The following is a 21117-nucleotide window of genomic DNA, read 5'->3' as shown; positions in this document are numbered from 1 at the left end:
TCATTGGATGGGAACTTCTGTGCGTCATTGTATCGTTTTGGAACTTTTTTCTACCAATGGGCTGTGCAGTGCTACTGGTTTGATTTCTTCAAGAGGGCTGGATTAACCCAAAAAAAAGAGCACCTGATGGTGCTCTTTTTCTGTTTTCCAGAAAAAGGAAAAGCTTATACTTTCTCTACGTTGGCAGCCTGAAGACCTTTCTGGCCCTGCTCAACGTCAAAGGTCACAGCCTGACCTTCAGCGAGAGTTTTGAAACCGTCACCAATGATGGCACGGAAGTGAACGAAAACGTCTGGACCGCCGTTATCTTGAGCGATAAAGCCAAAGCCTTTCTCTTCACTGAACCACTTTACCGTTCCGGTCGATTTAGACATGCAATGTCTCCTGAATATTTCTATAAAAATGCGTTATACACGCGTTAAGCCAATGTGTAGTCACATCTTCATATATCTATTTAAGAGTAAAGCAATCAAAGCAGCATAACTTAAACTAAGAAGTGGTGTGACGATCAGGAAGTACTCAAAAAGTAAAACGATTTTTCGTTCTTCTCAATAATGGCCAATAGGAACTCTAATAGCTGTCCGAAGGGATGTCAAAGATTTTATCAAGTTTGTGAAAAACAAATTTTCGGAGGAATTTTAACCACAAATCGGGGGTGGAAGACCCGCTTGGGTAAGAAATTAATGCTTTGATTTATATAGTGTTTGTTACTTTTTGTTGACTGTTTTTCGCACTCTTGATTGGCAGTAACAGTTCATGGGTAATTGGAATAAAGTGACTGGACGATTGAATCAGGGAAGATGCTGTCAGCGCCTCAACACTGTAGACCTCAGTTTGCCGACCAAAATCCTGCTGCACCTTTTGCAATAGCAGGTCAAAGTCACCATCACCGGAAGCGAGGGCAATGGTATCGACCTCGGGTGCCCAGCTCATAACATCCAGCGTTATCCCGACATCCCAGTCCCCCTTTGAGGTGCCATCGCTTCTTTGAATATAGGGTTTCAGCTTTACTTCAAAGCCAATGGCTCGAAGAATATCCTGGAATTGCCGCTGTTTTGGATCTCCGCGATCAATCGCGTAGGCGATGGCCTTGGTGATCTTTCTGTCTTTGCTGACAAGTGCCCAGAATGCGTTGTAATCAAAGTGACTGTTATAGCACTGTCGGGTGGTGTAATAGATGTTCTGCACATCAACAAACAGCGCAACACGCTTTTCAGTCATAGGTTTTGGTCTCCCCGCGTTTGTTTGCCGCCTGTCTTATGATGATGGTGGCTGATGCTTTCTGGGCAAGATAAAGCAGCCCGCCAATGGAAAGAATCGATGCTATCACCACGACGATAACGGACAGATTACCTTGCGTCGGGTTGTTCAGTAAAGAGATCAGGTCTCTTGCCTGCATGCCTGCCCAAAGGGCAAACAGCGTTCTGGGTAACATGCCAATAAAGCCAGCGATCAGGAATGCAGGAAGGCGGATACCAATCGCGGGTAACACCAGGTTCATTAATGAAAAGGGCAGCACCGGGGAAATCCGGGTCAGAATGACCAGCGGCCACTGATGATGTTTCAGCTCCTCAAGCATCAGATGTATTCGGGAGTTTGGCGGGAGTGTTCGCATCAGCTTCCCATGATCCAGTGATTTCCCGACCAGATAACCGAGGACAGACGCTGTCGGGTAGGAAATCAGGATATAGAAAAGCGCTGTCCACCCCAGAAAATAGCCACTGATCAGGGCAATCAGCGTAGACGGTGTCAGGGCCAGCGCCATGGTCAGGGCGCTGGCTGTAAAGAGCCAGGCCCACTGGCTGATGGATAGCGTGTCAAGCATGTCCTGCCAGGTGATCGCCTGTGTGGTGACCAGGGTGCTGCCAAAGAGGGAGGTAATACTGAGCAGGCCCATCAGTGAGAGTATCTGACGATTCTTTCTGAAAAAAGAGCCTCGCAAGAAAGCGCTACGAAACAATAAGCAATTCACTGGAAAAGACTGGCCGCTGCCTGTAAAACCCACAAGCATAATGGCTACGACAGAGAAGAGGCAATAATGCGTGGATAATTTCAGCGAGAGCCTGATCGTTTGTTGAGTTTTCGCTGCAGTGTCCTGCGGTGCATGCCCAGGCTTCGGGCGGCGGCAGAGATATTGCCATTGTGCTCCAGAAGGACTTTTTGCAGATACTCCCATTCCAGCTGGTAAACCGGCATTCTTGTTTCCGGGATGACAGGGCCGGGTTCATGAGGCCGCTGGCTGATATTGAGTGCCGAGAGTATCTGTAAGGTATCGACCGGCTTGCAGAGATAGTCTTTAGCCCCAAGCTTGATGGCGCTGACTGCGGTGGCAATGCTGGCATACCCGGTTAGTACGATAATCTCAATATCTGGATTGACGTTGCGTAACAGTGAAATAAGCCGGAGGCCACTCTCACTGCCGATTTTCAGATCAACAACCGCACTGGCCGGGCGGTGTTGTTGTTGCAGGGTGGTCGCCTTACTAATGGTGTCTGCCGTAATGGGGTTGAACCCCCTTTTTCTGAGAGAGGTGGCAAGGGTGTGTAACAGGATCTGGTCATCATCGGCAATCAAGATAGTCGATAACTCCAGAGCTTTTCCGGGGTTCATCGTCGCTTTACGGTTCCTGTTCTGGTTGGCTGAGGATGGGGAGTTGGACTTCAATCAAACTTCCCCCGCAGGTCAGGGGGCGCATCTGTATCAGACCTCCCAGCCGTTCAATACTGGCCTGGCTGAGTAGCAAACCAATCCCGAGGCCATCTTCTTTTAAGCTATAAGGTGTTCTTGACAGGGTGGTTAGGTTCCCTTCTATAGGGGCTGAGTTTTTTCCGGGTCTGCCTTCCGGGAAGCCCGCGCCTTTATCCAGAATCTGCAGGATCAGGTTTTGGCGGTTCTGCATCACGTGCAGTGACACCTGGCCCGGGCTGGCATCTTCTGCATTATCAAGTAATGACGTGATTGCCTGATACAGTGTCAGATCACAGGGAATAGAGACTGAAGCAGGCCATTGAGTGGCGTTGTAATGAAGCTCGGATTCAGGTCTGATCAGCTGCCATTTTTGGATGACCTTAGTCAGAAAATCCTGGCTATCGATACTCTCAATACCTTTATATTGGCTTTCCGATACCAACTGTTGCAGCCTTTTCTTGCATTCATCGATCTGATCCCGGAGAAATATCAAGCGCTCAGCCAGTGCGCTGCCCTGGTATTCCTCCTGCAGATCCCTGAGAACAATGGCCATTGTGGTGAGTGGCGTTCCCAGTTCATGGGCTGCACCCGCTGCCTGAAGGGCAATGGCAAGAATGCTTTCATCTCTCAGTTGACGTTCTCTGCTGATGGCAATATCCCTTTGTTGTTTTCTCAGGGCTGAGGCCATCAGTTCGACAAAGTAATTGATCAGAAAGGCACTCAGCACAAACGTTAGCCACATGCCAAGCAAATGAATGTCGATCATCAGCTGCTGTTCTGGCAAGTGAAGCATCGAATCGGGGCCGGATGGAACATACCATTTCATCAGCAGGGTATAGAGCAGGGTTGCAGTGAATGTCACGCCCCAGCTGTATTTGCCCGGCAGCAGTGCAGCGCCGATACAGACAGTGATCAAATAGGTCGATACCAGTGGGTTGGTATAACCACCACTAAAGAATAACAGCGTACTCTGGGAGAGAAGGTCCAGCAGCAGTTGAACAAAGAACTCCTGATCGCTGACATGGCTTTTGATCGCATGTAACCGAATGATAGTACCAATAATCATCAACAAGGCGATGAAACAGGCCAGAACAAGGCCGGTGATCTGGATGTCAAAATGGCGGCTGGCCAGGAAAAAGGCCATAACCTCAACTGCAATCAGGGTTCCACGGAGCCAGCACAGGCGCTTGAGGTTCTCTGCACCAATCGAGAGGTTGGGTATTGTGTTCGTCGTCATTAAGTAGCTAACCAAATGAAATCATATTGAATACCCTTAGACTCGAAAATTGGTTTTTTTATCCCTTTTCCACGTCATCCTCTGCATCTGCGCTCTCAATGGAAACCGAAATACTCTTTAGCTTTAATGAATGAATGGTCTTCCGATCAGAAAGCAGCTCATCTGTCTGGGTACAAAGAGTTTCTGCCTCTGCTTTCCGAGCAACGATTTTGTCTCGCAATGCATTTTCGCCCTGAGAGTTGCGATAACCCATTTCCATTAACAGGTCACCGAGTGACGTCATGATGAGCGAATGCATGTTGATCATTGGGAAATACGAGTCTTTTCCCGAAAGGATTTCTTCCTGCACCGCTTTCTTATGCCATTCCATCTCCTTATGGATAAACTGCTGACTGATTTCTTCCTGTTTAATTTTCAGTTCTTCCATAGTACTGGTATTTTCAAGCTGCATCAGTTCATCATACACAATGGCTTGCCTGACCAGGCCCGCACAATCAGTCATGTATTGTTCGGAGAATGCCAATCGACTGATTGCTTTATTAATGGCAACAGAGAGATTGGGGTGCTCTAGCGGGTAGGCATTCAACGTCTCGATGGCCGATTGACAAAACCTTATAGACTCTTGGTAAGGAGCCATAAAAAACTCCGCTTCCCGTAACGATTTGACCACCCCCTCATTTTTAATACTTGTTGGTTGGCCAGCGTTAACGGCCCGATCAATCATTGCCTGATACTTCGTTTCGATAAGCTCAGTCCCTTGCAGCATGGGTAGTTTGGTATCAGCAGGCCTGATGAGAAGCAGGTGATTATCGTTCGTCGGTGAATAAACGGAAGAGACATAAGCTGCCTGGGAAACCTGGCCAGTTTCGATGATGGGGTACTGCAATAAATCATGGCCGACTAAATGTTTGCATTCAGGATGTTTGTATTCAGGGAGCTGCTCGTTTGAGATTAAATGGTCGAAGCAATAAGATCTTACTCTGTAACCGTCAATACGATTGATATTGAAAACGGGATTGCTTTCTCCACTATATGCTCCATTTACATCATCCCCGGGCACAAGGAAAAATCCAAGTTTTGCTAATTCGGCTATACGTTCATCAGATAATTCAGGATGCCTGGGCGTATTGGAATGATAAAACGATTGACGCCTGTTCTGCTCACCAACCTCTCCGAGCGTTTGGTATTTATTGTCACTAACCAAAACAGCAACCCTCCTGTTCGCCAGTATTTTCAGGGGGATTGCTTCACAGCGGCTAAAAATCTCAGCGGGCATAAATCGGAGATCCGGATTGAGGCGGATCATTTCTGTGTGTACCACATTGAGCGTACACACAAAATTATAATATCCAGATAAATCCCTTTCATCATAAGGCTCATACACAAACCGATTGGCAAAGTAGGCTGTTTTGACTGGCACCGGAATCGATTTAATAAGACGACTTCGGTCATGCCGTATCTCCCTATGCCCTTCACCCTCCGTAAAATTGTGATGAGGTCTGCTACAGGTATAGGGCACGCCAAAAGTGGTGCCATTGGCAAACAGGTTGATATTCATTTTCTTCCCCATCTGTTGCTATTCATGTGGAGACTTGACAGGAGTTTTCCCGGGAGGCTGTTCTGTTTTCCGTCGTCTTGGACACTGGCTATCGTTAAATAGTTCTTGTCCAAAAACGCAATCCGCTCCTTTATCCAGAATCTGTAGGGTCAGGGATTTTCAACGTCATCCTCTGCATCTGTGCTCTCAATGGAAACCCAAATACTCTTTAGCTTTAATGAATGAAGGGTCTTCCGATCAGAAAGCAGCTCATCTGTCTGGGTACAAAAAGTTTCTGCCTCTGCTTTGTGAGCAACGATTTTGTCTCGCAATGCGTCTTCTCCCGGTGAGTTGCGATAACCTATTTCCATTAACAGGTCACCGAGTGACGTCACGATGAGCGAATGCATGTTGATCATTGGGAAATACGAGTCTTTTCCCGAAAGGATTTCTTCTTGCACCGCTGTCTTATGCCATTCCACCTCCTTATGGATAAACTGCTGACTGATTTCTTTCTATTTAATTTTCAGTTCTTCCATCGTACTGGTATTTTCAAGCTGCATCAGTTCATCATACACAATGGCTTGCCTGACCAGGCCCGCACAATCAGTCATGTATTGTTCGGAGAATGCCAATCGACTGATTGCTTTATTGATGGCAACAGAGAGATCGGGGTACTCTTGCGGGTAGGCATTCAACGTCTCGATGACCGATTGACAAAACCTTATAGACTCCTGGTAAGGAGCCACAAAAAACTTCGCTTCCCGTAACGATTTGTTCAACACCTCCTCATTTTTAATACTTGTTGGTTGGCCAGCGTTAACGGCCCGATCAATCATTGCCTGATACTTCGTTTCGATAAGCTCAGTCCCTTGCAGCATGGGTAGTTTGGTATCAGCAGGCCTGATGAGAAACAGGTGATTTTTGTTCGTCGGTGAATAAACGGAAGAGACATACGCTGCCTGGGAAATCTGGCCAGTTTCGATGATGGGATACTGCAATAAATCATGGCCGACTAAATGTTTGTATTCAGGGAGCTGCTCGTCTGAGATTAACAGGTCGAAGCAATGAAGTGATTCACCGAAAGTGCCGCTAAAATTGATATTGAAAACAGGCTGGCTTTCTTTCCTCAAAAATTTAAATGTACTCATTCTTTCCCCCTCCCAGGGCATAAGGAAAAATCCAGGTTTTGCCAATTCAGCTATACGTTCATCACATAATTCAGGATGCCTGGGCGTATTGGCATGATAATAAAACGATTGACGCCTGTTCTGCTCACCAACCTCTCCGAGCGTTTGGTATTTATTGTCACTAACCACGACAGCAACCTTTCTGTCCGCCAGTATTTTCAGGGGGATTGTTTCACAGCGGCTAAAAATCTCAGCGGGCATAAATCGGAGATCCGGATTGAGGTGGATCATTTCTGTGTCGACCATTTTGAGCATACGCTCAAAATCAAAATCTCCAATTGAATTCCTTGCCTCGCCACAAGGCATGGGCATAAACGGATTGGCAAAGTAGGCTGTTTTGTCTGGCACCGGAATCGATTTAATAAGACGACTTCGGTCATGCAGTTTCGCCCTACACCCTTGACCCTCCGTAAACCTGTCAGGAGGGACGCTGTAGGGCACGCCAAAAGTGGTGCCATTGGCAAACAGGTTGATATTCATTTCCATCCCCATCTGTTACTATTTTGTTGAAACTTGACAGGAGTTTTCCCGGGAGGCTGTCCTGTTTTCCGTCTTCCTGGACGGCTATCGTCAAATAGTTCTTGTTAAAAACGCGACTCGTAGTCTAGCCCGGATATTTCATAAACGTGCTCCCGATTTCGCTAATACTCGTACACCGCGTTCTGTTTCATGGGGTTAAGCCTGCAAAAAAAAACCTGCTGTGCAGCCAAGGCACAGCAGGTTTTTTTGCAGGAGGAATCTTGCCGATCACGCTGTCAGGAAAATAAGGACACCTGGCAGAATGAAGAAGGCAATGAACAGATAGGCAAACGCATACATTCTGTTTCTGGCTGCCAGATCAGACAGTTTGTCAGCCATATACAGCGGGATCTCTCTCAGCCACTTGATGCCGTAAATAACCACAACCGCACAGAGGTTAAAGAAGAAATGCACCATGGCGATGGTCAGTGCCGGCAGGGCCGCGGGACCGGTAATTGCCGTGGCAGCCAGCAGGGCGGTAATGGTTGTACCGATATTGGCACCCAGGGTGAAAGGGTACATCTGTCGTACAGTAAACAGACCATTGGCCACCATGGGAACCATCAGGCTGGTGGTGGTTGAGGAAGACTGAACCATCACGGTCATGGTCATACCGGACAGAATGCCACTGATCGGACCCCGGCCAATGGACTTGTGCAGGGCATCTTTGGCTTTACCCACCATGACTTTTTTGAGCAGCTTGCCCAGACGAACCACCGAGAAAAAGATCAGGACAATACCGATACCAATCATGGCGATACCTGCCAGTGTGTTGTCCGGCAGTACCGATACAAAACCTTTGACAATGTCTTCAGCCGGAGAGGTTAACGGGTCAATAAAGTTCAGGCCTTTCATTGACATATTCTGACCGCCAACCAGCATGCTGGCTACCGATGCAGAAAGCTTGCTCAAAAAGCCTGTGAACAGCTCCAGAGGCAAAAGAATGAGAACCGCCAGCCAGTTAAAGAAGTCATGAACGGTAGAGGCGGCAAACGCCTGCTTGAACTCTTTATGGCAGCGAATATGACCAAGACTTACGATGGTATTGGTAATGGTTGTGCCGATGTTGGCACCCATAATCATCGGGATGGCCATGTGAACCGGCAGGCCGCCAGCGACCAGGCCGACAATAACAGAGGTAACTGTGCTGGAAGATTGTACGAGCGCTGTCGCCAGTGTGCCTGCCAGCAGACCCATAACGGCATTGTTGGCAAAGCTGAACAGCTGTGCTGCCGCTTCACTGCCACCCACCGCCATTTTAAAGCCGGAGCCGATGACACTAACAGCTACCAGCAGAGCGTAAATCCATAGAACAACGCGCAGCCAGATACGACCGTAATGTCGCGTGGTCATGGTTTCGAAATCAGCGCCCTGTGAAGAAGCAGATGTCATTTCAGACATAGAGAGTGCACCCCGGTGCTTATAAAGTTGATGCTAAAAGTATCGAGTCTTTATTACAGTTTTATGACAACTTCTTCACAAACAATCAGCAGATTTTCTTTTTCGGGGGCTCGTAACAGTTTGAAGCGCTCTCTTGATCGACCTGTTTCTGCAAAAAGTCGATCATATACTTTCTATCTTCTTTCGGTTTTTCCCTGGCTCTGGCGATCTCTTTATCCAACAGTTCTTGCGGTTTTTCCGGTTGGGAATTGAAGGTGGTGAGCTGGTGTTTTAACAGCCATCCTGCGATATAGGGATCACTGAATTCCAGTGCTCTCTCCAGGATACGTGGCGCAAATGGTCGCAATTCCTCAAGGGATGCGCCTCCCACCTCTAATAACCAGTCAATTGGCTGGTGGGTGTAGATGGGCTCCACCACTTCTTCCCGGGAAAGATAGCCATCAAAATAACTGAGCAATGCTGAGGTGGCTTTACCGGAGTTCTGCTTGGCCTGGTGATTATCCATCAGCCATTGGGCTACCCGGGTATTATAATGGCTCATGGCCTGCTCAAATTGATGCTGGGCTTGCAGAGTGGCTCCCTTATCAATCAGCCATCGGGCGTTGGCAAGATACCCGCGGTAAAGGGAGGTATTCAGAGCCTGGTTGAGCGCAGCGGAGGCTTCGGGTGTCAGGCTTGCCCCATTGGCCAGCAGCCAGTCTGCCTGAATGGCCATATCGATATGAGTGTCAGCAATCACCTCCAGCAATGTTGTATTGATATCGTTGCTGAACGAGCCGATGCCCGGGGATCGCCTGTTGGTTGATGGGGCGGTTGCTGTGGTGGTCCGGTGTTCTGTTATGTTGCCGGGCTGATTATCTGACCGGGATTTCAGCTGGCGCAACGTTGTCATCGCTGTTTTGATGTTTGCCCCGTTTTCCAGGCACCATTGTGCAGTTCTCGTGTACCCCTGCAACATAGCGTGGGGCAACAGCTTATCCAGTCTTTCGGATTCTGTCAGTTTCCTGAGTTCTTTCCCCACCAGTGGTGTCAGCTTCAGATACTTCCCGAACCGCTCTGAATGCTCGGCTTTCTGCTGTTGGAGTTGCTGCAATTCACGACACTTTTTCAGCTGTGCGAACGCTGCATCCGGCAGATCACTGGTTTCCCTGAGCCTGCAGACTTCCCTGACTTTGAGGTTTATTGTAACAGTGAAGGCGGGATCCACCGGACCATCATCAAGTTCAGTCCAGAGTGTTTCTTTCATTGCCCAGTTAACCAGAGTTTCATCATGCTTCCATTGCTCACCGGTCCGGCTGATTTCAAACAATAACTGATCGTCCACCCACGGGTTGAGGATCCAGTCCTCAAGGGCCAGAAAATCCCTGTGAACCTCTGCTCTGAGGAGCGGGTCAGGTATATACCGATCATTGTAAGGTATGACCCGTCCATAAATGGGTCTAACGATAAATTCACTCTGTCGAACCCCGGCCTCTGGTGGATTATGGAGAGTTGCGGTTTGTGCCGGTGCTGGCAAATCCGTTTTGCGGGCTGACGGAGGAGGCAGTCGGGGCTGAGCGGGATGGTGGGTCAACGTGCGTGGACTATTCACGACGGGGGCAGGTAATCTCTGGCCTGGCGGTGTTTGCCTGACGTAACAGGCAGAAGCATGGCTTGGCTGTAAGCTAAACCCAAGGTACCCGGACATCCGGTTGGCTGGTACATGGCTCCCGATATTGCCAGCCCCCCTGCTGGAACTTGTGTTGACCTCTTCGGTCTGCCGCTGAGGATGACCACTGCTGTGATGTGGGCGAATACAGCCCTTGGCGGCCTGTCTGTAGTATTCTCTGGAGAAGGGAACCTTGAAATGGGCGTTATCCACGTTTCCACCAGTTCTTTTACGGAAGCATATAAAGTTGACCCGATATTTGAGAATAAGTTCCACATTGGTGGTCATCGAGTGAAGGACAAACGTTAGTTTAAATTACAAGGGAAATGGGAATAGCCTTGCGGATAAATGCGAAGGCTATTCTATTTGGTTTTATTTCAGCAGGTCATCAAACAGCTGCACGTTCACCAGCTCACCCGCTGGTTTATCACCGTCTTCTTCCGCCAGTACGATATAGCAGTCAGAATGACTCATGGTACTGAGAACTCCAGACCCCTGATGACCGGTTGACATAACCTGCAGTTCACCGGATTCCCGGTAAACCAGTTTTGCCCTCTGGAAATCCCTGCGTCCCTGGCGCTTCCTGAGCGGGCTTGCCGTCGCCAGTGTCAGCTCCACTTTTGGTTCCGGTTGCTGGTGCATCATATGGCGTAATGCTGGCGCGGCCAGCTGCTGGAAGGTGACGGTAGCCGATACCGGGTTACCGGGCAGGCCAAAGAAGACACTGTTCGGGAGCTGCCCAAAGGCAAACGGCTTGCCCGGTTTGATGGCCAGTTTCCAGAAGCCGGTTTCCCCCAGCTCATCAAGAATATCTTTGGTGTAATCTGCATCGCCCACAGAGACGCCTCCGGAGCTGATCACTGCATCAGCTTCCCGATCAGCTTGCAGAAAGGCTTCTCTTAACGCCGCTTTGTCATCAGGAATTCTGCCAAGGTCGATGATGTCGACGGTCATTTTTTTCAGCATGGCTTTGATAACAAAACGATTACTGTCGTAAATATCACCCTGTCTCAGTGGCTCACCGGGCAGCTTTAATTCATCACCTGTGGAAAACACTGCAACTTTGACTTTCCGGTAGACCGTGACATTGGCAATACCCAGCGAGGCCAGCAGCCCGATATCCTGAGGGCGAACTCTCCGACCCGGTGTGAACACCCGGGTGCCTTCCGGAATATCTTCCCCCGCTGTTCGGATATTGTTACCGGGCTGGTCCGGTTTCCAAAGAAATCGAATGCCTTGTGCTGTGGTTTCAGTCTGCTCCTGCATGACCACCACATCGGCACCTGATGGAAGGCTTGCCCCGGTCATAATGCGGATACAATGTCCGGCGGGAATCTCCCCGGAAAAAGGGTGGCCGGCCAGGGACTGGCCTGCCAGGGGTAAAGTATCACGGTTGTGCAAATCCTTCAGCACCAGGGCATAACCATCCATGGCCGAGTTGTCATGGGAAGGCACATTGATAGGCGATACAATAGGCTCTGCGAGTACCCTGCCAAGGCTGTCTTCCAGAGCAATGGTCTCGGTTCCGGATACTGGCGTTACACTGCTGATCAGTGTTGCCAGTGCTGTTTCCAGACTTATTAATCCATCAGTGGCACAGCAGTCGCTCATGATTGCCCTCGTTCATTGACCATAGCGGGTGGAAAAAATTAACTCTCTGTGATGCCAGGTGGTGATGCAAGCTATTTTTCATGACAATAGTTTTCAATAAAGCTGGCAATATGTTTGGGGCTGTTGATATCCAGTTCTGCCAGATGACCAGGAAGGTTGATGCCGGGATTGCCATCCCAGGCGATGGCGATGATATGGGGGTCCTCAGTAAACAGGAAGGGCTTGTCATAATCACTGCGATGAAGCTCGATTTTAGCGATGGGAGCCTCACGAAAACCTTCCACCAGGATTAAATCCAGCTGATCCTGATTGAGAAGTTGCAGTTGCTCCTGCAGCTGTCGTTCATATCCATTCGGGTACTCGGTATAGCAAAGGGAGCGACCAGGCATGCTCAACACCAGTTGACTGGCACCGGCATGGCGTAAACGATAACTGTCTTTTCCCGGTGGATCAGGTTCTATCCTGTGATGCGAGGCTTTGACCACACCGGTTCGAAGTCCCTGGCCAGCTAACAGTGGCAGTAGTTTCTCGATAAGCGTGGTTTTACCGGTACCACTAAAGGCGGCGATACCAATAACCGGGATGGTGGCACTGATCTTTGGGGGTATCATCATAGAAGACATCTTTCGTTTTTTGTAACCTGCTCGCATAAGGGGCAGCCCGGATATTTCATCAATCAAAAGGGGGCCATGGGCAGCAGGGTTGCCTGATAATCCAATAAAACAATAGTACCTGATAGCATGGTTTTTCGAGAAATAAGCAGGTAGGATTCACTGGGCTGTTGATAAAACGATCTCCCGGGAAATTTTATTAACAGTCGAATGGGGTTGTTTAACGTGGTGATTAAACTGAATTAACAAGCGAGCGCCGAGCTTCGGTACCTAATGGGTATGATCCTATGGACTGGAAGCCGCAGCCAGAGTGTGTATCACTGGCTGCCAGGGCTGTAGAAGAAACTTTGCAGCCTCCCGCGATTGGAAAGGTGTTCTATGCATTCTAATTTACCAGAGCTGCAGGACCGTCAGGGACGGAAATTCCCTTACTTGCGACTGTCAGTCACAGACCTGTGCAACTTTCGTTGCAATTACTGTTTGCCAGACGGCTGCCTTGACCATCATCACAGTGAAGCACTGACCATTGACGAAATACGTCGTCTGGTAACGGCTTTTGCTGCGGTCGGTGTGGAAAAAATTCGCCTGACCGGGGGGGAGCCTACCTTACGTCAGGACTTTTCAGACATTGTCAGAACCATCAAGCAGATCCCCGGCATAAAGAAGCTGGCCATGACCACCAACGGCTACAAAATGGATCAGCGGGTTATGGACTGGCTGGATGCGGGTATTGATGCCATCAATGTCAGTGTCGACAGTCTTGACCCCCGGGCCTTTGAGCTGATTACCGGTCACAACCGGCTGCGGGAAATTCTGGCCGGTATTCAACAGGCATTTGACCATGGTCTGCCATCCATCAAGGTGAATGCGGTGGCGATGAAAGGCATTAATGATGATGAACTTGATGCCTTTCTTGACTGGATCCGGGATTATCCCGTCTCTATTCGTTTTATCGAGCTGATGCAAACCGGGAACAATCAGGATTTTTTCCAGAAGCATCACTTCCCCGGAAAACAGATTCAGGAACTGCTCCTGGCGCGCGGCTGGGTGAGAAAAATGCGTCTGGCCGATGCCGGGCCTGCCCAGGAGTATTGCCACAGTGATTATGAAGGGACAGTTGGCTTGATTATGCCTTACAGCAAGGACTTCTGTAACGACTGTAATCGACTGAGGGTGACCAGTCTGGGGCAGCTCCAGCTTTGTCTGTTTGCTGAGTCCGGCATTGATCTGAGAGACCTTCTGCACAGCGATGATCAGCAGGAAGTGCTGGTGGCTCGAATTCGTGATTCCCTGCTGCTTAAAGACGACAGTCATTTCCTTGAGCAGGGCTGGACGGGTGGTACCGATAACCTTTCCCAGATGGGGGGGTAGTACACGGTTTCAATGAGTTTGACGGTGTGTCGTTATCATAAGCCTCTGCACTCCGTTCATCCTGAGCGGAGATTGTACACGTCAAACTCATCGAAACGATGACCAGTACACTACCAAATCAATTTATTGAATAAGGTCGAACATAACGTGTAGAGGGAACTTATTTTAATGAAACCCGACTAACTTGTGCCACGCAACAACTTAGTGATGGGTGCTTTAACATGAATCCAATAACGAGTTCTTCCGATCAGCTTCCGGTACATCCACAAACAAGTTCTCTCAATTCCGGGTCAGGTGATGACAGCAGAGTAGCGGATCTGCAAGCATCTCTCAGCCGCATGAGTATTCCTGATGATCCGCCAGGTGCAGGCAGCACACCAAACCCGGTTAACATCGCTGACAGATCGGCCAGTATTCCTGCCAGGCCGACAACCTACGACTATGTGTGCGCTACTGATGGTAAAACTTACAAGGTGCTACCTAAGCAATTTACCCATCGTGATGGTTCTTGCGGCCTTAGATTAAAGCTGGAAAATGGCGAAAGGTTTATGCAGTGCTCAATACGATTTTCCAGTTATTCTCAGCTGGTACGCAGCTATACCGATCCTGATTTTAATGAAGATCAACATATAAAAAAATTGGTGCTGATCAAGGACCTTGAAGGAAACAAAGGATGCCTGGATTTTCTGATAAAGAACGATATTGTAAAAGTAGTGGGCAAGGTGGATTCCGAGGGTGCTGACTGCACGATAGTTCAGTTAACTGCAGATAGAAAGTTAAGTAAAAAAAGTATTGGGTTGGGTTCGGCTGATGCTATATCAGCCCGAATTGATGCCTTTTCCGCAAGAGTTCTGGTTCCCCCATCGAAATCATTTCAGAAATTTCTTGCAAAAGGAATGAGAACCAAGGAAGCAATGCCCCCACCACAGTTGATAGTGCTCAGGAAATACGTTGCTGAAGGTGATCCGAAAATACTTGAACGCTCTTCTTTTAGACACATTGCTACCTTTATTGATCATGGTCAACAAACGGAAAGACTGCCCGTTGGCTGTAGTGATTTCGGCTACACGTTAGAAGAACTGAAACAGTTTCGTCTGGAAAAGAAAAGTTCAGTTGATGTTGCTAATGATGTGCTATCAAGGTAGTGGTTTTTCGACCTTGAATTATCTTCTTTTCATCTTCCGGGAGTGACGGGATATTCTTCAGTTGGCCTGACAGGGTATGGCCGCTTTTCTGTCTTCTAACTGCAACAATGATTTTTCTGAATCGATACTCAGAATTAGAATAAAGAGGCTGTAATGACTTACGGAACTATTGCTGATCGATACGCTTATGAATCACCCTGGTTAAGGAGCCGGGCGAAGGAAGCATGCCCTGATAATGACCAAAAGTCGTGCATGGGGGCTCGTTCTGCTGAATCCGTCGAGCCTGATAGTTATTTATCCCGGGCTAAGGATCTTATTTGTTCTGTCCCCGGAACCTGCTATTCAATTTTATCAAGATCTGCGGTTATCCTGACGCCTTTTCATTGGATGATTGAAAACCGGCTGGGGGTTGCCAAGGTTGTTGGTATTGCCCTGGTGCGATCACAAGTGTTTCCATGGCTTGGTAAGACTTTTCCTGACAAGTTTCCGTGTCTGGCGAAATTTCCGGGCTTACAGGAAAGTCGTGAGATTGTTAAGGAAGCCTGTGAGGCAAACAATACCCATGGCTTTTGGTTTGAGCCGCTCCCGATTAAACATGATTCGGGCATATTGCAGGGGGTGATTTGTTATCCTCCCGACTGGGACCCGAATAATAGTCAATGCATTCTTTATCACAATCCAAATGGTATGGTTCTTTCACAGCTGCTGGGTAGAGGTTGTCTTCATCCGGGGTCAGCACCCGGAAGAATACAGTCAGAAAAAAAATGCCCGGTCATTCTTTATGACTATAGGGGGACGGGGTTAAACCAGAGCGATGGGTTGTCGGGTTATCTGCCTTTCTCAACCTATGAAACCGTTGTTCAGGATGGTGCTGCTGCCCTGGGCTATGCGTTGGAAAATTTTGAGTATGTCTACGTCGCAGGCACTTCTCTGGGCGGAGGTGTGGCAACCGTCTCGCTTGCCAGACACCTTGAAGCCAGCGGAGGGCAGGATGATTCAAGGGTCGAGTTACTGTCCCATGACTCGTTCACCACAGCGCCAAGAGTTGTCATGCCGGACCGGCCCCGACTCGCCAATTTTCTGGGCTGGCTGGTAGGTGGGAATCTGGATGCTGAAGCCTCTATGCGTAAACTGATTGACCGTAAGGTTTACATCGTATCACTGAACCATCGTGATGATCCGGTTATCCCGAAAGGGGCTCGTATGTCAGAATTTATTAAGTCGCTTCATCATGGTGAGCTGGATCCCGGGCAGGTATTTGCCAAGGAATTTTCCGGCAATAGCCACGCAGTACTGACTTATGAAATGGTAAAGTACCTTTGAGTGAATCAATGTTACTATGTCTGCACCATATAATAAGTAACCCGATTGGGTTGGAGTCTTATGAATCGAATTCCCCTGACTATTTTCTTGCCTGAAGCCAGCAGAATCGCAGCAGGCTGTATGGGGTTGGGTGGAGGCTGGGATAATAACCCGGTTTCAAAAGATCATATGATGCAGGCGCACCAGTTTCTCGATAGTGCCCTGGAGAGCGGCATCAACTGCTTTGACCACGCCGATATCTATACCTTTGGTAAGGCTGAGCAGGTATTTGGTGGCGTACTGGGTGATCGGCCGGAGCTGAGGGAGAAGATATTCCTGCAAGGCAAGTGCGGCATTCGCTTCGCCGAAGGGAACACTCCCAATCGCTACGATTTCTCCCGGGACTGGATTCTGCACAGTGTGGAACAGAGTCTTGCCCGTTTAAACACCGACTATCTGGACCTTCTGCTGCTGCACAGACCGGATCCGCTGATGCAGCCAGAGGAGGTTGCCGGGGCGTTTCATCAGCTGCAGCAAGATGGCAAGGTCAAGCATTTTGGTGTGTCCAATATGAGTGGCCACCAGATCAAATACCTTCAGTCATTCCTTGATCAACCTATTGTGGTCAACCAGTTGCAGATGAGCCTGACCCATCTGGACTGGCTGGATGAAGGTGTGCTGGTCAATCACCCGGAAGGGCAGGCGGTCAGCTTTACCCCGGGCACGGTTGAATATTGTCGCAGCCACAATATTCAGCTGCAGGCCTGGGGCTGCCTGAGCAACGGTGTGTTCACCGGGAAAGATACTCATGGTGAGCCTGAGGCTATTCAGCAAACGGCTGGGCTGGTCAAAACGTTTGCAGAGCAGCTGGGTGTTTCCAGAGAGGCTATTGTGCTGGCCTGGCTGATGCGCCACCCCGCAGGTATCCAGCCGGTGATTGGCACAACAAATGCCGAGCGTATCAGGGCTTGTAGCGAGGCTGAGACTATTCAGTTAAGTCGTGAGCAGTGGTATCAGTTGTATGTGAGTGCCCGGGGCCGGGCGCTGCCGTAGCCTGACGATTGGAGAAATATCCCTGGATGTGATAATCCCCTAGTTCATTCAGGGATAAAAACAGTATTCACTGTCTAAAAAACACGCTAGACTAACATACCTTTTTCTATCCCCATGTGCAGTCCTTCTTATGGACACAGGGGTTTGTTGGGAAGTCCTGGCACTTCGTTTCCTGCATTTAATCCGGCTAACTGTCCGCTCTTTTGAAAGTCTATGACAATCAAGAGCTCAGCCACTGGAAGATCAATAGATCTTATTATCCTCTGCCAATGCAGGCCAAGCTTGTTCATCAAGCCTCTCCAAACGCAGTCGTGGACCTCACAGGCGATTCGGTAACGTCTTTCTGTATGCGATCAGAGGGGCGTTCCGGATAGCGGCACCAGGAAGTCCATGGCTGCAAATTTTCCGAATGCTACTGGAACAGCATCGGAAAAGTGCACTGCCATCCTATTTCTGTTTGCTTCAAACGTCGCCAGCACCAAGCATGAGCCGGTTTACCGGACGATCAAATGTCGTCTGATCCTGACAGCTTTTGACAGCAAAATGGCGGCATTTTTATGGCAAAGAATGAATTTACGGAGTATCAAATGACTGATACCAACAACGCAATGACTTTTGCGGACCTGCCCCTGTCGGAAGCGGTAATCAAGGCTGTTCAGGATGTCGGCTATGAGAGCCCGTCACCCATCCAGGCACAAAGTATTCCTCACCTGCTGGAAGGTCGTGACCTTCTGGGTCTGGCGCAGACCGGTACCGGTAAAACCGCCGCATTTGCATTGCCATTGCTGTCAGCCATTGATTTGAAGCAGCGCGATCCGCAGGTTCTGGTCTTAACGCCGACCCGTGAGCTGGCTATACAGGTGGCAGAAGCTTTTCAACGCTACGCCCGTCACATGAAAGGATTCCATGTGTTGCCTGTTTACGGTGGTCAGGATATGCGCGGCCAGTTGCGCAGCCTACAGCGTGGAGCCCATGTGATTGTGGGCACGCCGGGCCGGGTCATGGACCACCTGCGCCGTGAAAGCCTGAAGCTGGATAGCCTGAAAACCGTGGTTCTGGATGAAGCGGATGAAATGCTGCGCATGGGCTTCGTGGATGACATTGAATGGATCATGGAGCAAACACCCGCTGACCGTCAGGTGGCCCTGTTTTCTGCCACCATGCCTTACCAGATTCGCAAAATTGCAGATACTCACTTAAAAGAGCCTGCTACGGTGGAGATCAAAGCCAAAACGGCGACGGTTGACACCATTACCCAGAAGGTCTGCATGGTCAGCGGTTTCCACAAGCTGGATGCCCTGACTCGTATTCTGGAAGTGGAATCCTTTGATGCCATGATCATTTTCGTGCGCACCAAAACCGCCACGGTTGAGCTGGCGGAAAAACTGGAAGCCCGTGGTTTTGCTGCGGCGGCGCTGAATGGCGATATGAGTCAGGCACTGCGTGAGAAAGTGGTGGATCGCTTCAAGAAAAAATCCCTGGATATTCTGATTGCTACCGACGTAGCGGCCAGGGGCCTGGATGTTGAGCGTATGAGCCACGTAGTGAACTACGATATCCCGTACGATACAGAAGCCTACGTTCACCGTATTGGCCGTACCGGACGTGCTGGCCGTCAGGGCACTGCGATCCTGTTTGCTACCCATCGTGAGCGCAGGATGCTTCGTGCCATCGAAAGTGCTACACGACAGCGTATTGATACCATGCGTTTACCTTCCATGAGTGACGTGCGTGATATTCGTATCCGTCAGTTCAAGGAAGATGTCGTCAAAGCAATGGACATGGGCGAAGAGCTGGATGTATTCCGTGAGATTGTTGCCGAGCTTGAGCAGGAAAATGCCCTGAGCTATGAAGATATGGCAGCAGCGCTCTGCTTTATGGCCCAGAAAGAACGCCCGTTCCCGGATGCCAAAGAACCAGAGCAGCCCCGTCGTGAAGGCCGTGATCGTGGTGATCGTGGCGAAAGACGTCGTGATGGCGAAAGACGTGGTGAGCGTGGCCGTGAACGCAACAATGATGGCATGGTCCGTTACCGTGTCGAACTGGGTCGTGACCAGGGCATCAACCCCGGTGACCTGGTGGGCGCCATTGCCAATGAAGGCAAAATTTCCGGACAGAGTATTGGCCATATCCGACTGTTTGATAACTGCTCGTCAGTCTATCTGCCAGAAGGAATGGACAAGAGCGTTATTGAAGCCCTGAAAGGTGCCAGGATTCGCAACCGGCCAATGGAGTTGAAACTGTGGACCGGTGACGAGCCTCAAACAGAGCGCCGTGGCCGACGTGATGGTGGTCGTGGTCGCCATGAAGGTGGTCTTCGTGAAGGCGGTGCCCGTCGTGAAGGTGGCCGTGGCGGCGATCGCCGCCCACGTCGTGATAATAACGGCAATCGTTAATAGCATTCCGGGCTCCTGATAGCCCGGACTCCTAGCCCGGATATTTCATAAACGTGCTCCCGCTCTCGCTTGTCCTTTGCCGCTCTAAGGGAGTTTTGTTCAGTCGACCGTACTCCCCGGTACGGCGCTCCCTCACAAAATCCCTTAGAGCGACAAAGTCCTCGGCTTTGGCATCCTGCGTCACCCTATCTCCCACATCCATGTGGTCGTGCGCGAGATTCGGAGCAGTTTATGAAATATCCGGGCTAGGGTGGACATTAAGCTTACCCCTCCATTTTCAATGGCTTTTGAATGGAACCACGAAGGATACAAAGAGCACGAAGGAAAAGAAAATCTCTTCTTTGTGCTCTTCGTGATCTTCGTGGTTCGATCTTTGACTTACCCAAGCGGGGAGTAGGCGCTTAATGTCTACCCTAAGAGCCCGGACTTTCTGAAACCGGGAATTTATCAGTTTTCTATCCGCTGTTTCACCTGAATGGCGTCTTTATCCCAGGATGTCTTAAAAGCATCCCGGCTGATCTCAACTTCCCAACCGTGGTATGGGTCTCGAATAAGAACAGATGCGTCTGTAACCGCATCAACAATAATGTCATGCATTCCCCCTGCCAAACTACTTACTGTGACTATTGCAGACCCATCCCGATTAACTGCACTGGCCAGATCTTCAAGATTTGCATGCCGGGTTTTAAAGGGGGACAGGCCTGCCGTAGATAATGCTTGAAATATCAGCTTGTCACCGCCAAGGTTGGTTGACTCTAAGTCACTAACCGAAACAGTGCCGTGATGCTGATGTATCAGCATTGCTGCAACAGCGTAACTACAGCCTCTGGTTGCCTGTTGTTGAATGATGGGTCTGCCATTACAGGTGTATTTGACTTCAATCGGTTTAAACTTCCCAGACTCCTGTATATGTTCTTTTCTTATCGGTTGATGCACTGTCAAGATTTCATGGTCAAGGTATGTGAGCACATAACCATGCGCTCCAGAAAACGATATATTTTTGAGAACAGGGTCATACCGGAAAGCATACTGGACAACAATTTCCAAAAGAGAGGCCGGTCTATTCCACATGAAATGATTTTTATCAAACATCTCCTCTCTCAGGCGTTTCGCTGCCAGATATTTTTTAAAACCTCTATCCTCAAGTAACTTATAGGAGGCAATAATATCTTCAACCGTCTTTTGGGTTTGTTCATGGGTTGTATCGTCGCCCAAACAAACGGTGTCAACAGTGGCTACTGGTGGGTATTGTCTCTGATAAACGGAAGAGGGGATACCAGCCAATTTTAACAGTGTGGCCATAAGTTCCGGCGTTGGTTTATAAAAGGGGTTACTACTCTTGCCAGAAGGAGAATTAAGCGGCGTACGCCGACCGGGTGATGTCAGTTCTGGCATTTGTGAGGCAGGC

The 21117-nt window shown here is 49.3% G+C and carries 18 protein-coding genes and 1 riboswitch; of the genes, 5 read left to right on the top strand and 13 right to left on the bottom strand.

Features of this window, described 5'->3' with window-relative positions; all coding sequences use genetic code 11:
* Positions 1 to 164: 164 nt before the first annotated feature.
* The 12 genes from O3276_RS10350 to mobB form a co-directional block, all read right to left on the bottom strand.
* Positions 165 to 374 (bottom strand): cold-shock protein, encoded by a 210-nt coding sequence (locus tag O3276_RS10350; protein ID WP_101745061.1) that lies wholly within the window; start codon positions 372 to 374, stop codon positions 165 to 167.
* Between the two features lie 319 nt (positions 375 to 693).
* Entirely contained in the window at positions 694 to 1221 is a 528-nt protein-coding gene (locus tag O3276_RS10345) for a LabA-like NYN domain-containing protein (RefSeq protein ID WP_269675555.1), read from the bottom strand.
* Positions 1214 to 1897 carry a TVP38/TMEM64 family protein gene (locus O3276_RS10340; protein ID WP_269675554.1) on the bottom strand — a complete coding sequence of 228 codons (684 nt, stop codon included), beginning with the start codon at positions 1895 to 1897 and terminating at the stop codon, positions 1214 to 1216. Before O3276_RS10340 ends, O3276_RS10345 begins: the two co-directional genes overlap by 8 nt.
* A 155-nt stretch (positions 1898 to 2052) precedes the next feature.
* Positions 2053 to 2664 carry a response regulator transcription factor gene (locus tag O3276_RS10335; protein ID WP_269675553.1) on the bottom strand — a complete coding sequence of 204 codons (612 nt, stop codon included), beginning with the start codon at positions 2662 to 2664 and terminating at the stop codon, positions 2053 to 2055.
* Positions 2618 to 3925, bottom strand: a complete 1308-nt coding sequence (locus O3276_RS10330; protein ID WP_269675552.1) for an ATP-binding protein — start codon at positions 3923 to 3925, stop codon at positions 2618 to 2620. Before O3276_RS10330 ends, O3276_RS10335 begins: the two co-directional genes overlap by 47 nt.
* Positions 3926 to 3983: 58 nt before the next feature.
* Complete coding sequence (locus O3276_RS10325) at positions 3984 to 5483, bottom strand: hypothetical protein (protein ID WP_269675551.1); 1500 nt, start codon at positions 5481 to 5483, stop codon at positions 3984 to 3986.
* 149 nt (positions 5484 to 5632) lie between these two features.
* The gene (locus tag O3276_RS10320; RefSeq protein ID WP_269675550.1) at positions 5633 to 5944 is read right to left on the bottom strand and encodes a hypothetical protein; all 312 of its coding nucleotides are present in this window, start codon (positions 5942 to 5944) and stop codon (positions 5633 to 5635) included.
* A gap of 33 nt (positions 5945 to 5977) precedes the next feature.
* Positions 5978 to 7000: a hypothetical protein gene (locus tag O3276_RS10315; RefSeq protein WP_269675549.1), complete on the bottom strand. Its 1023-nt coding sequence runs from the start codon at positions 6998 to 7000 to the stop codon at positions 5978 to 5980.
* Positions 7001 to 7399: 399 nt separating this feature from the next.
* Positions 7400 to 8572: a Na/Pi symporter gene (locus O3276_RS10310; RefSeq protein WP_269675548.1), complete on the bottom strand. Its 1173-nt coding sequence runs from the start codon at positions 8570 to 8572 to the stop codon at positions 7400 to 7402.
* An 85-nt stretch (positions 8573 to 8657) separates the two neighbouring features.
* Positions 8658 to 10433: an ankyrin repeat domain-containing protein gene (locus O3276_RS10305; protein ID WP_269675547.1), complete on the bottom strand. Its 1776-nt coding sequence runs from the start codon at positions 10431 to 10433 to the stop codon at positions 8658 to 8660.
* 159 nt (positions 10434 to 10592) lie between these two features.
* On the bottom strand, positions 10593 to 11831 hold the full coding sequence (gene moeA, locus O3276_RS10300; RefSeq protein WP_269675546.1) for a molybdopterin molybdotransferase MoeA: 1239 nt from the start codon (positions 11829 to 11831) through the stop codon (positions 10593 to 10595).
* A 71-nt stretch (positions 11832 to 11902) separates the two neighbouring features.
* Entirely contained in the window at positions 11903 to 12445 is a 543-nt protein-coding gene (gene mobB / locus O3276_RS10295; protein ID WP_269675545.1) for a molybdopterin-guanine dinucleotide biosynthesis protein B, read from the bottom strand.
* 239 nt (positions 12446 to 12684) lie between these two features.
* A riboswitch (molybdenum cofactor riboswitch) is annotated at positions 12685 to 12832 on the top strand.
* On the opposite strand from mobB, the gene moaA reads away from it, so the two are divergent.
* The 5 genes from moaA to O3276_RS10270 all read left to right on the top strand — a co-directional run bounded on the left by moaA (position 12821) and on the right by O3276_RS10270 (position 19709).
* Complete coding sequence (moaA, locus tag O3276_RS10290) at positions 12821 to 13813, top strand: GTP 3',8-cyclase MoaA (RefSeq protein WP_269675544.1); 993 nt, start codon at positions 12821 to 12823, stop codon at positions 13811 to 13813. It overlaps the preceding riboswitch by 12 nt.
* Before the next feature lie 338 nt (positions 13814 to 14151).
* On the top strand, positions 14152 to 14958 hold the full coding sequence (locus O3276_RS10285) for a hypothetical protein (RefSeq protein WP_269675543.1): 807 nt from the start codon (positions 14152 to 14154) through the stop codon (positions 14956 to 14958).
* 153 nt (positions 14959 to 15111) lie between these two features.
* Positions 15112 to 16281, top strand: coding sequence for an alpha/beta fold hydrolase domain-containing protein (locus tag O3276_RS10280; RefSeq protein ID WP_269675542.1), 1170 nt, complete (start codon positions 15112 to 15114; stop codon positions 16279 to 16281).
* A gap of 60 nt (positions 16282 to 16341) precedes the next feature.
* Positions 16342 to 17313 carry an aldo/keto reductase gene (locus O3276_RS10275; RefSeq protein ID WP_269675541.1) on the top strand — a complete coding sequence of 324 codons (972 nt, stop codon included), beginning with the start codon at positions 16342 to 16344 and terminating at the stop codon, positions 17311 to 17313.
* A gap of 587 nt (positions 17314 to 17900) precedes the next feature.
* Positions 17901 to 19709 carry a DEAD/DEAH box helicase gene (locus O3276_RS10270; RefSeq protein ID WP_269675540.1) on the top strand — a complete coding sequence of 603 codons (1809 nt, stop codon included), beginning with the start codon at positions 17901 to 17903 and terminating at the stop codon, positions 19707 to 19709.
* 447 nt (positions 19710 to 20156) lie between these two features.
* On the opposite strand, the gene O3276_RS10265 is transcribed toward O3276_RS10270, so the two are convergent.
* Positions 20157 to 21011, bottom strand: a complete 855-nt coding sequence (locus O3276_RS10265; RefSeq protein ID WP_269675539.1) for a cysteine peptidase family C39 domain-containing protein — start codon at positions 21009 to 21011, stop codon at positions 20157 to 20159.
* Positions 21012 to 21117: the final 106 nt, after the last annotated feature.

It is taken from the genome of Endozoicomonas sp. GU-1 (assembly GCF_027366395.1).
Lineage (GTDB): Bacteria > Pseudomonadota > Gammaproteobacteria > Pseudomonadales > Endozoicomonadaceae > Endozoicomonas.
Note: the sequence above shows the minus strand (reverse complement) of the source record. Positions and strands in the feature narration are given on the sequence as shown.

Excerpts from the sequence above, each read along its gene's own strand:
- O3276_RS10350 (WP_101745061.1), bottom strand. The coding sequence starts at position 374 with ATGTCTAAATCGACCGGAACGGTAAAGTGGTTCAGTGAAGAGAAAGGC.
- O3276_RS10345 (WP_269675555.1), bottom strand. The coding sequence starts at position 1,221 with ATGACTGAAAAGCGTGTTGCGCTGTTTGTTGATGTGCAGAACATCTAT.
- O3276_RS10340 (WP_269675554.1), bottom strand. The coding sequence starts at position 1,897 with ATGGGCCTGCTCAGTATTACCTCCCTCTTTGGCAGCACCCTGGTCACC.
- O3276_RS10330 (WP_269675552.1), bottom strand. The coding sequence starts at position 3,925 with ATGACGACGAACACAATACCCAACCTCTCGATTGGTGCAGAGAACCTC.
- O3276_RS10325 (WP_269675551.1), bottom strand. The coding sequence starts at position 5,483 with ATGAATATCAACCTGTTTGCCAATGGCACCACTTTTGGCGTGCCCTAT.
- O3276_RS10310 (WP_269675548.1), bottom strand. The coding sequence starts at position 8,572 with ATGTCTGAAATGACATCTGCTTCTTCACAGGGCGCTGATTTCGAAACC.
- moeA (WP_269675546.1), bottom strand. The coding sequence starts at position 11,831 with ATGAGCGACTGCTGTGCCACTGATGGATTAATAAGTCTGGAAACAGCA.
- mobB (WP_269675545.1), bottom strand. The coding sequence starts at position 12,445 with ATGATGATACCCCCAAAGATCAGTGCCACCATCCCGGTTATTGGTATC.
- moaA (WP_269675544.1), top strand. The coding sequence starts at position 12,821 with ATGCATTCTAATTTACCAGAGCTGCAGGACCGTCAGGGACGGAAATTC.
- O3276_RS10285 (WP_269675543.1), top strand. The coding sequence starts at position 14,152 with ATGAGTATTCCTGATGATCCGCCAGGTGCAGGCAGCACACCAAACCCG.
- O3276_RS10280 (WP_269675542.1), top strand. The coding sequence starts at position 15,112 with ATGACTTACGGAACTATTGCTGATCGATACGCTTATGAATCACCCTGG.
- O3276_RS10275 (WP_269675541.1), top strand. The coding sequence starts at position 16,342 with ATGAATCGAATTCCCCTGACTATTTTCTTGCCTGAAGCCAGCAGAATC.
- O3276_RS10270 (WP_269675540.1), top strand. The coding sequence starts at position 17,901 with ATGACTGATACCAACAACGCAATGACTTTTGCGGACCTGCCCCTGTCG.
- O3276_RS10265 (WP_269675539.1), bottom strand. The coding sequence starts at position 21,011 with ATGGCCACACTGTTAAAATTGGCTGGTATCCCCTCTTCCGTTTATCAG.